At 41.0% G+C, this 14,902-nt stretch carries 16 protein-coding genes; 15 read left to right on the top strand and 1 reads right to left on the bottom strand.

From position 1 onward, the window contains the following. Positions 1-41 precede the first annotated feature (41 nt). From CA598_RS02810 to CA598_RS02795, 4 genes are all read left to right on the top strand, one after another. Complete coding sequence (locus tag CA598_RS02810; RefSeq protein ID WP_094875271.1) at positions 42-1,070, top strand: ROK family transcriptional regulator; 1,029 nt, start codon at positions 42-44, stop codon at positions 1,068-1,070. Between the two features lie 20 nt (positions 1,071-1,090). Then, positions 1,091-2,293 (top strand): MFS transporter, encoded by a 1,203-nt coding sequence (locus tag CA598_RS02805; protein WP_094875270.1) that lies wholly within the window; start codon positions 1,091-1,093, stop codon positions 2,291-2,293. A gap of 65 nt (positions 2,294-2,358) precedes the next feature. Then, positions 2,359-3,450 (top strand): glycosyltransferase family 2 protein, encoded by a 1,092-nt coding sequence (locus tag CA598_RS02800; protein ID WP_094875268.1) that lies wholly within the window; start codon positions 2,359-2,361, stop codon positions 3,448-3,450. Further along, the gene (locus CA598_RS02795; protein ID WP_094868806.1) at positions 3,450-4,070 is read left to right on the top strand and encodes a glycerol-3-phosphate acyltransferase; all 621 of its coding nucleotides are present in this window, start codon (positions 3,450-3,452) and stop codon (positions 4,068-4,070) included. The genes CA598_RS02800 and CA598_RS02795 overlap by 1 nt, the downstream gene beginning before the upstream one ends. 98 nt (positions 4,071-4,168) lie before the next feature. On the opposite strand, the gene CA598_RS02790 is transcribed toward CA598_RS02795, so the two are convergent. After that, the gene (locus CA598_RS02790) at positions 4,169-5,677 is read right to left on the bottom strand and encodes an MFS transporter (RefSeq protein ID WP_094875267.1); all 1,509 of its coding nucleotides are present in this window, start codon (positions 5,675-5,677) and stop codon (positions 4,169-4,171) included. Positions 5,678-5,791: 114 nt separating this feature from the next. Between CA598_RS02790 and CA598_RS02785 the strand changes: the two genes are divergently transcribed. The 11 genes from CA598_RS02785 (at position 5,792) to CA598_RS02735 (ending at position 14,900) form a co-directional block, all read left to right on the top strand. Beyond that, entirely contained in the window at positions 5,792-6,607 is an 816-nt protein-coding gene (locus CA598_RS02785) for a MerR family transcriptional regulator (protein ID WP_094875265.1), read from the top strand. Positions 6,608-6,933: 326 nt separating this feature from the next. Next, positions 6,934-7,761: a helix-turn-helix transcriptional regulator gene (locus CA598_RS02780; RefSeq protein WP_094875264.1), complete on the top strand. Its 828-nt coding sequence runs from the start codon at positions 6,934-6,936 to the stop codon at positions 7,759-7,761. Between the two features lie 86 nt (positions 7,762-7,847). Beyond that, positions 7,848-8,831 carry an iron-siderophore ABC transporter substrate-binding protein gene (locus CA598_RS02775; protein WP_094875262.1) on the top strand — a complete coding sequence of 328 codons (984 nt, stop codon included), beginning with the start codon at positions 7,848-7,850 and terminating at the stop codon, positions 8,829-8,831. Positions 8,832-8,860: 29 nt separating this feature from the next. Continuing rightward, complete coding sequence (locus tag CA598_RS02770; protein ID WP_094875280.1) at positions 8,861-9,226, top strand: cupin domain-containing protein; 366 nt, start codon at positions 8,861-8,863, stop codon at positions 9,224-9,226. A 162-nt stretch (positions 9,227-9,388) separates the two neighbouring features. Beyond that, a complete protein-coding gene (locus CA598_RS02765; RefSeq protein WP_094868811.1) occupies positions 9,389-9,811 on the top strand; it encodes an SRPBCC family protein in 423 nt (140 codons plus the stop codon). A gap of 1 nt (position 9,812) precedes the next feature. Beyond that, entirely contained in the window at positions 9,813-10,145 is a 333-nt protein-coding gene (locus CA598_RS02760) for an ArsR/SmtB family transcription factor (RefSeq protein ID WP_042128608.1), read from the top strand. A gap of 172 nt (positions 10,146-10,317) precedes the next feature. Further along, a complete protein-coding gene (locus tag CA598_RS02755) occupies positions 10,318-11,349 on the top strand; it encodes an ATP-binding cassette domain-containing protein (protein WP_094875261.1) in 1,032 nt (343 codons plus the stop codon). Further along, a complete protein-coding gene (locus CA598_RS02750) occupies positions 11,346-12,161 on the top strand; it encodes an ABC transporter permease (protein WP_042128598.1) in 816 nt (271 codons plus the stop codon). The genes CA598_RS02755 and CA598_RS02750 overlap by 4 nt, the downstream gene beginning before the upstream one ends. Positions 12,162-12,424: 263 nt before the next feature. Then, positions 12,425-13,144 (top strand): SDR family NAD(P)-dependent oxidoreductase, encoded by a 720-nt coding sequence (locus CA598_RS02745; RefSeq protein WP_094875279.1) that lies wholly within the window; start codon positions 12,425-12,427, stop codon positions 13,142-13,144. 342 nt (positions 13,145-13,486) lie between these two features. Next, positions 13,487-14,245 (top strand): YveK family protein, encoded by a 759-nt coding sequence (locus tag CA598_RS02740; RefSeq protein WP_094868814.1) that lies wholly within the window; start codon positions 13,487-13,489, stop codon positions 14,243-14,245. Further along, on the top strand, positions 14,193-14,900 hold the full coding sequence (locus CA598_RS02735; RefSeq protein WP_094868815.1) for a CpsD/CapB family tyrosine-protein kinase: 708 nt from the start codon (positions 14,193-14,195) through the stop codon (positions 14,898-14,900). Before CA598_RS02740 ends, CA598_RS02735 begins: the two co-directional genes overlap by 53 nt. The last annotated feature ends 2 nt before the right edge of the window (positions 14,901-14,902 follow it).

The raw sequence follows: 14,902 nt of genomic DNA, 5'->3' as shown, positions 1-14,902 counted from the left end.
AATGCATTTAATAAGTCAGTATGACTATAGGTGGGAGAGCCATGGCAAGTGATAAAAGACTTCCTTCACAGCAACTCAAATCCGAAATTATTCGAAATATTCGAACAGCATTATTAGAATTAGGAAGGGCTACGAAGGCGGAGTTAAGTCAAAGATTACAATACAGTTTTCCAACGATCAGTAAATTTCTAATGCAGATGGAAGGGACTGGGGAAGTGACGATCATTGGCCTTGATGAGTCTAGTGGCGGAAGAAGGGCTATAAGATACGCCTATAATCCGAATTATCGATTAGGGATAGCTATTTTTTTGGAAAAAAATGAAACAAACTATACGATCTATAATTGCATTGGCGATGTTGTAAAAGAAGGGAATTTACCTAGTATTCTTGAGGAAGACGTTAGTACACTGGTCTCGCTTATCGAAGGTGAAAAAAAGGCTAATCCTAAGATTCAATCCGTCGCTATTGGTGTTCCAGGTGCGGTGAGTTATGGGAAGATTTTTCTAATTCCAGGCTATCCGAAATATCAAAGTCTAGATTTGAAAACATATATAGAAGACCATCTCGCTATCCCGACTATTGTGGAAAATGATATGAATGCCGCTGTAATCGGTTATATGATGCAGAGAAATTTGAAGGAGAAGATTTCTCTGATGTATCTGTATTTAGGGAAAAATGGACCAGGGGCAGGGATAGCCGTTAATGGTGAAATCGTTCGAGGAAAGACGTTTTTTTCAGGTGAAGTTCAATATTTGCCCCAGTATGATAATAGAAATTTTATAGAGGCATTAACTGGAGAAAAAGGTGGTTTAGCGATGCAGTTAGAGCATAGAGTAGATGCGATTAGTCGGTTAGTGGCTACCAGCACCTCTATTTTGAATCCCCATTATATTATTTTTTGTGAGGATGAAGTAGCTCCAGCTATGCTAAATCAAATCGCTGAGCGAAGTGCTACATACGTTCCCAAAGAACATCTTCCAGAGTTAGCGGTAAGCAACTTAAAACGTGATTATCTGAATGGATTACAAAGTCTTGGATTAGGTTTATTGGTTTCACAACAAATAGATTAGAACCATTAAGGAGATAAACGATGGCAACTTTTTTTCTTATTATTATTTATTTAGCATTTATTAGTTTAGGCTTGCCGGACTCATTGCTAGGATCTGCATGGCCGGTAATGAGAATAGACCTAAATGCCTCATTAGGTACTGCTGGAATTCTATCGATGGTTATTGCTGTAGGCACCATTGTCTCCAGTTTGATGAGTGGTACTATCCTTAAACGTTTTGGTACGGGAAAAGTGACTCTTGTAAGCTGTATTATGACGGCTGTAGCTTTATTTGGTTTTGCTTGGTCACCTTCGTTAGTATGGCTAATTGTTGCTGCGATTCCACTCGGTTTAGGTGCGGGATCTGTAGATGCCGGATTAAACAGTTATGTTGCTACGCACTATAAAGCCCATCATATGAGTTGGTTACATTGTTTCTGGGGAGTGGGCGCGACGCTGGGTCCGATTATTATGGGTTCTTTTATCTCTGGTGAAGGTCTATGGCGAGAAGGTTATCTTACGGTTGCTTATATTCAATTGAGCTTAGTTGTTATACTATTCGTTACGTTGCCTTTGTGGAAAAGAGTGGCTGAGAACAATAGCAACTCGGATGCGGATAGTGATCACGAGTTCAATGATCCGGAGCTTGAGCATATCGCAGAGAACACAAAACCTTGGAAATTAAGAGGGGTAAAGCTTGCGATGTTAACCTTCTTATTTTATTCTGCCATAGAAACAAGTATGGGGTTATGGGGGAGTAGTTTTCTTGTGAATATCAAAGATATCCCTGCATCGACTGCAGCGACATGGGTATCGTTTTTTTACCTAGGAATTACTTTTGGTAGAATGGTTACGGGTTTCATTACTTTTAGAATGAGTAATAAAAAGTTAATTCGATATGGTCAGCTTATTGCATTAATCGGTACAGTACTGCTAGTACTACCGCTTCCAACTATAGTTTCGCTAGTAGGATTTATGATTATAGGTCTGGGATTAGCCCCTATCTTTCCATGTATGCTGCATGAAACTCCTGTACGATTCGGGAAGAAGCATGCCCAGTCGATTATGGGCTTTCAGATGGCAACGGCTTATACCGGTACCACGCTAGTGCCGCCATTTATCGGTTTACTGGCTTCTAATTTTACATTAGGTATCTTCCCTGTGATGATCGTTATTTTCGCTATCGTTATGCTCTTATGTACAGAAAAGCTTAATCAATACTCCACTAAAGTTAATGTAGGTTAAATTTGAAATGAATATATTACGGACTAACCCTTCATATATATAGATGTAGAAGGGGGGGAACCGTAATGTGGTTGTTAATGGTTATAGGCGTTGGATGTCTCTCCGGTTTTATTTTGTTCAGAAAAAATACCTTGACCACTTATTACGAGCCTAATCAAGGACCGGAGAAATTGTCCATCATCATTCCCGCAAGGAATGAAGAATATAATTTGCGTTATCTGCTCGATTCACTTCAGTCTCAGACCCTTACACCCTATGAAATTATTGTGGTAGATGACTTCTCTGAGGATCGGACGAAAGAAATTGCCGAAAGCTATGGGGTTAAGGTTATTGCGAACAGCAGTCTCCCTGAGGGGTGGACGGGTAAGAGCTGGGCCGTATGGAATGGATATTTACAGGCCTCGGGTGATATTTTTGTTTTTTTGGATGCGGATATCCGATTAAAGCCGAATGCCTTGGCTTCATTATTAAAAGCAAGGGAGCTATCGAAAGGTGTCATTTCGGTAGTTCCTTTTCATCATACAGAAAAGCTGTTTGAGAAGCTCGCCCTAATCATGAATATGCTGGGGATTTTCACGTTCACCTCGGTTTTTGAAAGGAATAACACCAAAAAAGGGCTGTACGGCTCGTGTATTCTAGCATTAAGGAAAGATTATGAAAAAGTTAATGGTCATCAAAGCATAAGATCTGAAGTGCTGGATGATTTGTCTTTAGGAGAACAATTTATTGCGGCAGGTGTTCCAATCACCAATTATATCGGTTATGGCTTAGTATCGTTTCGCATGTATCCGAAAGGAATCAAAAGTGAAATTGAAGGGTTCAGTAAAGGGGCTGTCTTAAGCACTTCAACGATAAGTCTGCAGACAATTATTCCAATTGCGCTTTGGGTGATCGGACTCGTTATTTCAGAAACCGTGTTTATTTTTGCGAATACTTCATGGTTTATGCCGTTATTGATCGGATATCTCCTTTATATGTTCCAGCTCTTTTATTTTATAAAATATGTAGGTGTATTTGGCATTGTCATACCTGTATTTCACGTGGTGGCAACTGTTTTCTTTATCTTGATCATGCTTTATTCGATATATCAGGTCGTTTTCCTGAAGCATGTAAGCTGGAAAGGAAGGCATATCCAGGTGGGAGGCCGTAAGGACTAATGATCATATTGTGGGTCACGGGTTTATTTTTGGCGGGATCTCTTATGTTTTCCTTTTGGCTTGGTCTAGCGCGTAAAAAGAACCTGAAAGACATTGGCGATGGTAATCCGGGAGCTTTGAATTTATGGAAGTCGTCAGGCTATAAATTCGGAATTTTGGGGATTATATTGGATTTTTTAAAAGGGTATCTACCTCTTCTATGGGTAATGGGGAGTCATTATAGTCAGGGGTATTTTATTATTCCGTTAGCCTTAGCGCCCATTGCGGGTCATGCCTTCTCTCCCTTTCTTAAAGGAAAAGGTGGGAAGGCAATTGCCGTAACCTTTGGGGTATGGAGTGCATTGACAGGATTCAAAGCTTCTTTAGCGCTAGCAGTCATTTTAGCAGTGCTGAAAATGCTCAGCAGTTGGTTCAAAAGCAGAGGGAATTCACCTGTATCGGATGGTGTGCAAGTAGTTAGCGGAATGCTGCTTCTTTCCGTTTTTTTGTACATTAGTAATTGGTCTGCTCCTATCTTATGGGTATGGTTTGGAAGTTTTGTGATCCTTGTGTATACGCACAGGTTAGAATTGGCAGTGTGGGTAAGGAAGTATTCATCAAGGAAACGAAAAGGAACATAATATAGGCTTGGTATAAACGAGGGTGTCGTCCCGGCAGCTATCGCATAGCTGTTGAGACACCCTTGTTTGGTGAAGCAGTAGCTTCATCTTTTCTAATATTAGTGTTCTAGGATTGAGGATTTACGTTTTGACACAGCACGGATAATAAACACAGAAGCTAAAAGAAGGATTGTGGCAGTGGCAAGGACAACAATAAACGACTTATCAAAAGCTGATTGTGCGGCTTCAACGAGCGCGGATCCAGCAGCAGTAGGCATATTTTCTGCGGCTAGAAGAGCTTCGTCAAGGCTGTCGCGAACGATCGGTGGGACTGTTAGTTCATCAGGGAGAACTAATGATGCTGTATAGATGAATGACGAAAGGCTGCCCAGAAGTGTAATACTTAGGGCGCTGCCAAGTTCGAACGATACTTCCTCTATAGATGCGGCCATGCCAGCTTTTTCGACGGGGACATTTAGCATGATTGAATTTGAGGCGGCAGTCATGGCTCCCCCAAGACCTGCACCCAGAATCATTAAGGCTGCGAATTGTAACAATATATTCCCGTCATGGAAGAGTAGAAGGGTGCCCATTCCTATACCTGACACTAACAGACAGACCCACTGTACTTTTACTTTGTCCACTCGATGCAACACTAGTCCGATGAGTATCCCTGAGATGAAGGACGCTATCGAAGTGAATACAACGTACAAGCCCGCTTCCAATGGTGTATATCCAAGAACAAGCTGGAGCCGTTGAGTCACGATCAATTCCATTCCAATAAGTGCGAAACAAGACAATAGAGCTGTAGCCACTCCTGTAGAAAAGTGGGAGTCTCTAAATAGTGCAAAATCTATTAATGGATTCTGGCTCTTACGTTGATGGCGCATAAATATGACCATAGCTACGACACCAATCACGGCAGATAACACAGCGATGGCAATTGAACCTTCACGTCTGCTGATCTCCTTAACTGCATAAACAAGGGCAACCAGACCAATCATAATTTGAACGGAACCAATGAAATCCCATTTCTTATTCTTATTCCCTTTATGATTTGGGATTAGTAAGATGGCCAAGATCAGTGCAAGAATAACTATAGGAATATTGATGAGGAACACCGATCCCCACCAGAAATGTTCCAGTAAAAAACCACCAACGAGTGGACCCATTCCTGCTCCTACAGAGGAGACAGATGCCCAAATACCTACGGCTAGTGAACGTTCACGCTCATCCGAAAAGGTAGTTCGAATAATGGAGAGTGTTGCGGGCATCATCATGGCTGCACCAATAGCTAGTAGGGTACGCGCAGCAATAAGCACGAGAGGTGTCGGCGCGTAAGCAGCGATTAATGAAGCCAACCCAAAGATAGTAAGTCCCATAACGAAGAGTTTTTTATGCCCAAGACGATCGCCTAGTGTGCCAAGACCGAGTAATAATCCTGCCATTACGAGTGGATAAATATTTACGATCCATAGTTTTTCCGATGCAGAAGCAGCAAGATCATGCGTAAGTCGTGGTAGAACCGAATAAAGTACGGTCATGTCGATGACGATCATAAAGAGTGCGCTGGACACAATCGCAAGCACGATCCAGCGTTGAAATTTAGATAGATTTGATGAAAACATGGGTAATCCTCCTAAGATGATAGTAGCGAATAACGTTGCCTTGACAAGGTAATGGTGTTCCGTTATTGTACTTTGAGGTATAGGGTAACCCGATAGTCAAGAGGAGTGATTTGAATGTCTATTGATTATGATCAATACTTTACGACGAGCGAGTTTGCAAAGGTATGTGGGGTAACGAAGCATACGTTATTCCATTATGATGACATTGGTATATTAAAACCGGAGATCGTGAAGGAAAACGGATATCGTTATTATTCCTATAAGCAGTTTTATACCTTCGATATTATTGCCGTACTAAAAGGGACAGGAACGCCATTGAATGAGATCAAAGAATATATACAAGATCAAAACACATTGCATTTTTTATCCATGCTTAAGCAAAAACAGCTGCAGTTGGTTGAAGAACAAAAGAAGTTAGAACGCATGCAGAGGCTTTTACAAGGGGCTATAGATAATACGAATCGTGCGCTCCACGTTAATTGTGGAGAACCCTGGGTCGAGGCATGTGATGAAGAGTATTTTATTGCGGTTAGACTCTCGAAGGAGAAGGGTGAGAAGGATCATGTTCGAAAAGTATATCGAATCTTCGATTATTGCGATGAACATCATCTTGAATATGACTTTCCGATAGGTTCGATTATTTGTAAAAGCAGTTTGGAAGAAGGCGACTATGACCCGGATTATTATTGTAATAAAATCAATGATAAACATAACGGCGAGTTACTCTATATCAAGCCAAAGGGTAAATATTTGATCATGAATCACAAGGGATCTTACGAGAGCTTACCTACCTCCTATGAGAAGCTAAAGTTTTATATTGCAGAAAATAATTTCACCCTAACTGGAGACGCTTATGAATATGAATTACTTAGTTATTTAGCGGTTGGGGATCCAGATAAGTATGTAATTCAAATTGCGATCCAAATATAAGTGAAATCTGCAAGGATCTTAATTTGATCACTCCCAGTTCAGAGCATTGGAGTGACTTTTAAATTGGCATTCAAACTGAAACGCTTGGCTTCCAAGCGTTTTTTTGCTTTTTTTGGTGATTAAAGAAATTCAGAAGGAAGTGGCAGATGCGGCATTGTTATTGTCTATATTGGTTGACAATGATAATCATTATTATTACTGTGTAAACAGGCGTGAACCCTTATGCTCACCTTTCCGACGCCAATGCCTCTGAGGTGGTGCACTATGATTGAGTTTTGTTAGTGCCTCTACATAGAAGAAACTACTATTGAAATGAGGTATGCATTGTGAAAATAGATGTTAATCAGTTAGCAGAGCATTTTGCACTCACTCCTTTCCAAGTAGAAGGAGTATATCGATATGCTGAAAATCCAGGTGTGCCTTACGCTGACTATACAGATTCTTTTCCTGGATTTGTGTTTCCACTTACAGGAAAGATTAAATTTAAATTTAATGGCACGCCTTATATCTTTTCGCCTGGAAAAGTTGTGCATGGGGGTGCAAAAATGAAACTAGATCAAAAAATGTTAGTTAGAAGCAATTGGGAATATATTCTTGTTCAATATCGGATATGTGACTTAGAAGTAAAAGAGTCAAGCTTTTCTCATCAGCATTTTGAATTATTAACAGGTCAATCTCCTCGTCTTATTGAATTAATTATGCGTCTTTGGCAGGTGTATAATCAGCGTGGAGGCATATCGATGTTTCAGACTGAAATGCTGTTTCGCGAAGTGCTGAATGAGACCTTATTATGTGTTATTAATAGGGAGGATAGCTGTGAATCACATACTTTATTCGAGCGGGTATCTAATTATATTCATCAAAACTATTATCAAAGTCTTACAATAGCTTCGCTTGCAGAACAAAATAACGTTAATCGAAATCGACTATCTTACGTTTTTAGAACGCATGCCGGTATGGGACCCGCAGAATATTTATTAAAATATCGTATAAATATAGCACGGAAAATGCTATTTACTAGTGATGCACCTGTACAACAAATTGCGCAAACGGTTGGAATGGCTGACCCCTTTTATTTTAGTAGAGTGTTCAAAAAACAATGTGGTATTTCTCCTACCGAATATCGAGAGAAGTTCATCAATAATCCATGGTAAATTCAACCTGCATCCATTCTAATCAAAAACCTACTTCACTATAATAATGGTTAAGCAAAGAAACCATTATGTTGGAGGAATTTCGTATGAAAAAGATTAGAGGACTGCTAGTCGCAATACTATTATTAGCAGGTATACTAGCGGGTTGTACTGAAACACCTGCTGAAAATAAAGAATCAACTAAAGAAGGCGTATCTTCAACAGCAGTTAATGTAGATGCAGCTGATTGGCCAAGAACAATTAAGGATGCCTTAGGAAAAGAAATTGTTATCGAGAAAAAACCAGAAAAAATAGCCTCGCTTTGGTATTTTTATCCTGAAATATTAGTTGCATTAGGTGAGCCACCTGTTGCATCTACTGAAAAAGATTATCTATCTTCTTTATCGTATTTAAAAGGAAAGCTGGATTCAGCTGAAGAACTAGGAGATAAAGTGTCTCCTAGCATTGAGAAAATTCTATCTATTAATCCTGATTTTATTTTAGCAACAGAGCATCATGAAGCAGTATATGATTCACTAGATAAAATTGCACCAGTCATTACATTAAAATACAAGGACATCTATGAAGATTGGCAATATGGACTCCGTACAGTAGCCAAGATTATTGGCAAAGAAGACGAAGCGGAAAAAGTAATTGATAACATGATGAAAGATATTACAACTGGGCGTGAAGCATTAAAGTCGATGGAAAGAGAGACAGTAGCGCTTATATTGTCTTGGGATGGAAAAACTTTTAATGTTCTAGGTGAAGGCAATCCGGTCTATAAACTTGCGTTTGATAAAGAAAAGGGACTGGGGCTTACACCGGATAATACATATACAGGTAATAATAATGAATTTACTTCGTTTGAAGGCATATCAACTGTTCAAGCAGACCATATTTTCCTTATAGGTGATATTACAAAAAAGGAGGAATTAATGAATAACTTAAAACAAAGTAATGTGTGGAATGCTATGAATGCCGTAAAGAAAGGCAATGTCTATTTAATGGATAATTCCGCTATTACCGGTGGCCCATTAGCTATTAAATACGCTTTACAAAATATATTATCCGCCTTGCTTAAGCTCTAATAAATTGAGGAAAATAAGGAGTGATTACTATCCACTATCAATCTATTAATCTAAAAGATAAGTTATCTAAATTTAACGACCTTTGGTCTCCGAAAGTCATTGGTGAAATGAATGACTATCAATTCAAACTTATTAAGATCACTGGGGACTTTGAATGGCATAGTCATCCAGATACCGATAAGGTATTTTTCACCCTTGAAGGGGAGATGATCATTGATTTCCGTGATGGTCAGGTTAAAATTTCCGAAGGTGAGATGTTTGTTCTTCCAAAGGGAGTCGAGATGAAGCCTTCCGCCGAAAAGGAATGCCATATCATGTTAGTGGAGCCTAAAAGCTTAGTAAACACTGGCGGTACTGAGTCCGAATTAACAGCAGCCAATGATACTTGGACCTAGTGTTTGTTACTAGTACTCTATTAACTTTAAACGTATTTATAATGAAAGGCTTTCCTCCGCTATTCCCTTAAGGTTTTTGCAAATTTACATAACACCAAATGGTGTTATAATAAAAAATGAAACCAGAAGGTGTTACATTAAAATGAATCTTGGAGGAAATTTATGCCGACTCAAGGACCACTACAAGATATTCGTCAAACCATTACACTCAATGCGCCCATTGAAAAAGTATGGAAAGCTGTTTCCACTGCTGAAGGAATAGCTGCCTGGTGGATGCCAAGTACATTTCAACCAGTGGTAGGCCATGAGTTTATTCTACATGCTGGACAATTCGGGGATTCCCCTTGTAAAGTTACAGAGATTGATGAGCCGAACCGTGTCGGTTTTAATTGGGGGAAGGATTGGCATCTTGCTTTTGAATTGAAGGAAATTGATGGGAAGACGGAGTTCACCGTGATTCACTCTGGATGGGACCCAGAAAAGGTAACTGAATTTGGTCAACCGCATCCAATCGTTCGTGGCTTTATGAATGGCGGCTGGGAGAAAATCGTCCAAGAAAAACTTCCTGCTTATATCGAGGCTTAAGATGCCAGTCGCTGAATCTGGACATGATGTATTTCAAGCGATAGCAGATCCTACCCGCCGCAGTCTGCTAAAGCTGCTTGCTAATAAGGAAATGTCCATAGCATCCATCTCGGACTGCTACCCGATCAGCCGAACCGCTGTTAACAAGCATTTACAAGTATTGTCCGATGCACAGCTTGTTAGCAGTCAGAAAGTCGGTCGGGAGACTAGGTACAAGCTTCAGCCAGAGCCTCTACTGGAGCTTCAAGATTGGCTTACCTTTTTTGAACAATACTGGGCTAATAAACTGTTTGCGCTTAAAGAATATGTTGAAGCAGATCATAACAATGAATGATAAACCGAGAGGCGTGAGATCGCGCTTCTCGGTTTTTTTGATGCATAGAAGAATCAGATATAATGAAAATAAATAAATGGATAAGTTTAACTCAGTTTAAACCTTCGTTTAAATTCAGTTTATAAATGGCGTTTATCATCACAATATAATCTGAAACGTTGGAGGAATTACAATGGTGCATGTACAGAACAAGATCATTTCACCAGACGATCATGAGTGGGCCGTCGAAGCGCGTGGACTGGTCAAAACCTTTGGTGACAATCGCGCGGTGGATGGCGTGAATTTGAACGTGAAAGCAGGTACGATCTATGGCGTACTTGGTCCGAATGGGGCGGGAAAGACTACCGTTATTCGGATGCTGGCAACCTTACTTCGTCCTGATGCAGGCACTGGGCGAATCTTCGGGCATGATGTGGTGAAGGAGTCGCAGATTGTTAGGCAATTAATTGGTGTGACAGGACAATACGCCTCAGTTGATGAGTCATTAAGTGCTACAGAGAATCTTATTATCTTCTCTCGGCTATTAGGGCTTGGACGCGCAGAGTCGCGAAAAAAAGCAACAGAATTACTGGAAGAGTTTGGTCTGACTGAGGCGGCTAAACGGCCTCTTCGAAATTTCTCTGGCGGTATGCGTCGCCGTCTGGATTTGGCAGCTAGCCTAATTGCACAACCACCTTTAATTTTCCTTGATGAACCAACTACAGGGCTTGATCCTCGCACTCGTTCACAGATGTGGGATACCATTCGTCGATTGGTGAATACGGGATCAACGGTTCTTCTGACTACACAGTACCTTGAAGAAGCAGATCAATTGGCTGATCGGATCGCAGTTATCGATCGTGGGCAAGTCGTTGCAGAGGGGACGGCGGATGATTTGAAAGCGTCTGTGGGTACCACATCACTACATCTGAAGGTTGAACATCTAAAAGATATTGAACTAGCTCGCCAGCGTGTGGAACATGTGCTCCAAATTCAGTCCGTGGTATCGTACGAAACTGGGAAAATAACTGCACCGATGGCGGACGCCGATTTAGTTACAGACCTACTTAATGCGCTTCGTGAGGAAGGGATTCACTTGGCTGAGATGAGTGTGCAGAAACCGACGCTTGATGAAGTATTCCTAACGATTACAGGTCATGGTGCTACGGATGAAGCGTCAACAGTGTCCCAAGAGTCAAATGTTAAGGAGGCAGCAAGAGTATGAGAACCACTACAATAAATTCGGGTGTTAACCGCCCATTGAAAAACCATACGAGTTTTCGGCAATCTGTTCGCAACTCGTTAACTATGGCTTACCGTGGGATACTGAAAATTCGACGTACCCCTGAGCAATTGTTCGACGTTACACTTCAGCCAATTATTTTCACGCTGATGTTTACCTATATCTTTGGAGGGGCTATATCTGGTGACGTGGTAAGTTATTTGCCTGTTATTATCCCCGGTATTCTTGTGCAGACCGTAATCACTACCTCCATCGTTACTGGCGTCCAATTACGTGAGGACATGGATAAAGGCGTGTTCGACCGATTCAAGTCACTGCCAATTGCTCGTATAGCTCCTTTAGCGGGAGCTTTGTTGGCGGACACGATTAGATACACGATTGCTACTGTGCTTACATTTACCATGGGCTACATTATGGGTTACCGTCCTGATGGTGGTCTGGAACATGTCGCATTCGCTGCGCTTCTTGTTATTGTTTGTGCTTGGTCGATTAGCTGGATTTTCGCTTTCTTCGGTGTGATTGCACGGACTGCTTCTAGTGTGCAGGGGATATCAATGATTGTGTTGTTCCCACTTACGTTTCTATCTAATGCCTTCGTGCCTGTCGATACGCTGCCTAACTGGTTACAATGGTTTGTTAAAGTCAATCCAATCTCACATCTCGTTTCTGCCGTACGACAACTTACTAACTTTGGAACGGTAGGTTGGGATTTCACTATCTCTTTAATCGGAGCAGCTGTCATCGTCGCAATATTTGCACCTATTACGGTACGTGCTTATATGCGTCGGACATAATACAAAAAAAACGGCAGAAATGCCGTTTTTTTTAATTATGGCTTCTAAAGAACGTATGAATTAAATTGGATACTGATCTATCACAATGTTTTTGCAGTTTCTTCATTTTGAATATGTCCCCCAAAATGCAGATGAATGACGCCATCAATGACGCCCACACCAGGTTCACAACAAGGAGGATGGATTATTCCATGCTACTACTTCTTTATGTCTTTCGATGGTACTATGATATAAAAATAGATGTAAATAGAAAGGGCGACAGTATGAGAAGCTATCTAATTTTGGGGGCAAGTAAAGGTTTGGGAGATGCATTTGTGAAAGGTTTACCTGAGTATGGTGATCGAGTGTGGATCGTCTCCAGAAGCAGACCGGGCAGTCTGGATCTTAATGATGGTATACAGCGGATATGGATTGCAGCAGATCTATCGCAGCCAGATGCCGCACAAGTCTTATCAAAAGGCATCCAAGCGGAGAAGATTGATGTTATAGTTTATAACGTGGGCATTTGGGAGAAGGAAGGTTTTGAGGATCACTATACTTTTGACAAGGATGAAGCAACTGATATTGCTAACATTATTAATGTGAATATAACTTCAACAATTACCTGCATACAGGCTGTAATACCTAATCTTCGCCAATCGGAAGCAGGAAAAATTATTCTGATTGGCTCCACAGCAGGACTGGATCATACCAATAACGCCCAGGTTTCATTTGTTGCTTCGAAGTTCGGTCTGCGTGGCATTACACATGCATTGCGTGAGCATGTTCGTAAGGATGGCATTGCAGTAACTTGTGTGAATCCGGGTGAACTGGCAGCAGAAATTCCTTATGAGGATGGCGCAGAAAAAGCGATTGCAGAATATAACGGCACAAGAATTCCTGTTCAGGACATTGTCTCCATTGTGAAATGTATCATTAACCTCTCTAGCGCTTCCTGCGTCAAGGAAATTCATATTCCAGCAATGGCGGATTTAAATGCATAATAAATCTCATATATCCGTTAAGATTTCATTAAGATTTAATACGAAGATAAAACATATAATTGGATTATAGAATAGGTGATCAAAAATTTAACTTGCTAGTTTTTTAAAAGAATTCCAGAGAGCAAAGCAGTAAATAGATAAGGCTGTCTACCAGTAGAATCATACTAGTAAACGGCCTATTTCTGTTGGAATTTAATAGAGAGTCGGGTGTTTTTTTTAAAAAGAAGGCTTATAAATTCCCAACTTTTTTTGGACATATATTGGGCTAACGAGAATATAACTATACAATAAAACACTTGTTGAAAAAGAGGAAAATACATTAACGGTTAGGAGAAATGAACGATGGAATTCGAACTAGGCAGCATTTTGAAACTAGTGAAACGTAGGCTGCTGTTCATCATTGTATTATGTATTGTTGCGGTCGGAATTGCTAGCTTCGTTAGCTATTATGTCTTGAAACCGAAATACGAGGCGACGGCTTCTATTCTTATTCAAGGGGATAGGCAACAGAAAGCAATCAATGACATTATGGCTGGGCAAAAACTAGTAACCACTTACGGAGAAATTATCCGAAGCAGTAGAATCGCTGAAGAGGTCGTTAGAAGACTGCAATTAAACATGACCCCTGAAAAACTATTAGAAAAAGTGAAGACAAGAACAAGCAGCGAGTCACTCGTGACGACGGTAATTGTAGCGGATTCTAATGCTCAGCGGGCAACGAATATCGCGAATGGCTTTGGTGAGGCCTTTAATGAGAACATCCAAGCGATTATGGGGGTAGAGAATGTTGTGCTTCTTGACCGGGCCAAGGTTCCTTTCGAGGCGATCTCCCCCAAGCCAGTATTCAATATGGTCGTTGCTTTCGGACTTGCATTGATTGCTGGGATCGCAATTTCCATTCTACGGGAATTGGCGGAGAAACCTGTGAAAAGCGCTAAGAATATTCAGTTGGATTTGCAGCTTCCTCTTCTGGGAACCGTGGGAAAATTGAAGCCGCGGAAACGGCGGGAGAAGACGAAATCCATTTCAGTAGAAGGAGCCAGCAGACATGAAGAAGAAAACGCCAAGATTGTATTGCCTGGAACAACCGAAATCATCTAATGGTGACCAATTCCGAACGATACGATCTAATATTCGCTATACCCGGGTTGGTGGAGAAATTCGATCTTTATTAGTTACAAGCTCACTCCCGGATGAAGGTAAATCAACAGTGGCGATGAACTTGGCTATAGCGATGGCGGAAACGGGAAGAACTGTGCTGCTGATCGATGGGGATTTGCGCACACCAACGGTGCATAAAGCATTCGATCTACCCAATTGGATCGGATTAAGTAGTATCCTAGTAGATCAAACCCGTGTGGATGATTGTATTTTCCCTATTGAGGGATCAGAAGGACTTTCTGTATTGACATCGGGTCCGATCTCTCCAAATCCAGCTGATTTACTAGGATCAACAGGAATGAAAAGGTTGTTCGCAGAGCTTAGTGAGAGATTTGATACGATTGTTATCGATTCTTCTTCGGTATTAATGCCTTTTTCAGATGCGCTTATCTTGGCAAAGATGACCGAGGGGGTACTGTTAGTCGTAAAATCCGGGAAAGTGCTCTTGAAGCATACCAACTCTGCAAAACAGATCCTTGAGCAGCAAGGAGCGCATATTTTGGGAGCGGTTTTGAATTATCGAAAAAGTAGCAAACGTTACAAGATTCGCGGTGAAGATTTTGCCGATTGGGCCTCAACTTCAGGGTTGGTCTAACG

Source organism: Paenibacillus sp. VTT E-133291 (genome assembly GCF_002264395.1).
GTDB lineage: Bacteria > Bacillota > Bacilli > Paenibacillales > Paenibacillaceae > Paenibacillus_AQ > Paenibacillus_AQ nitricinens.
Note: the sequence above shows the minus strand (reverse complement) of the source record. Positions and strands in the feature narration are given on the sequence as shown.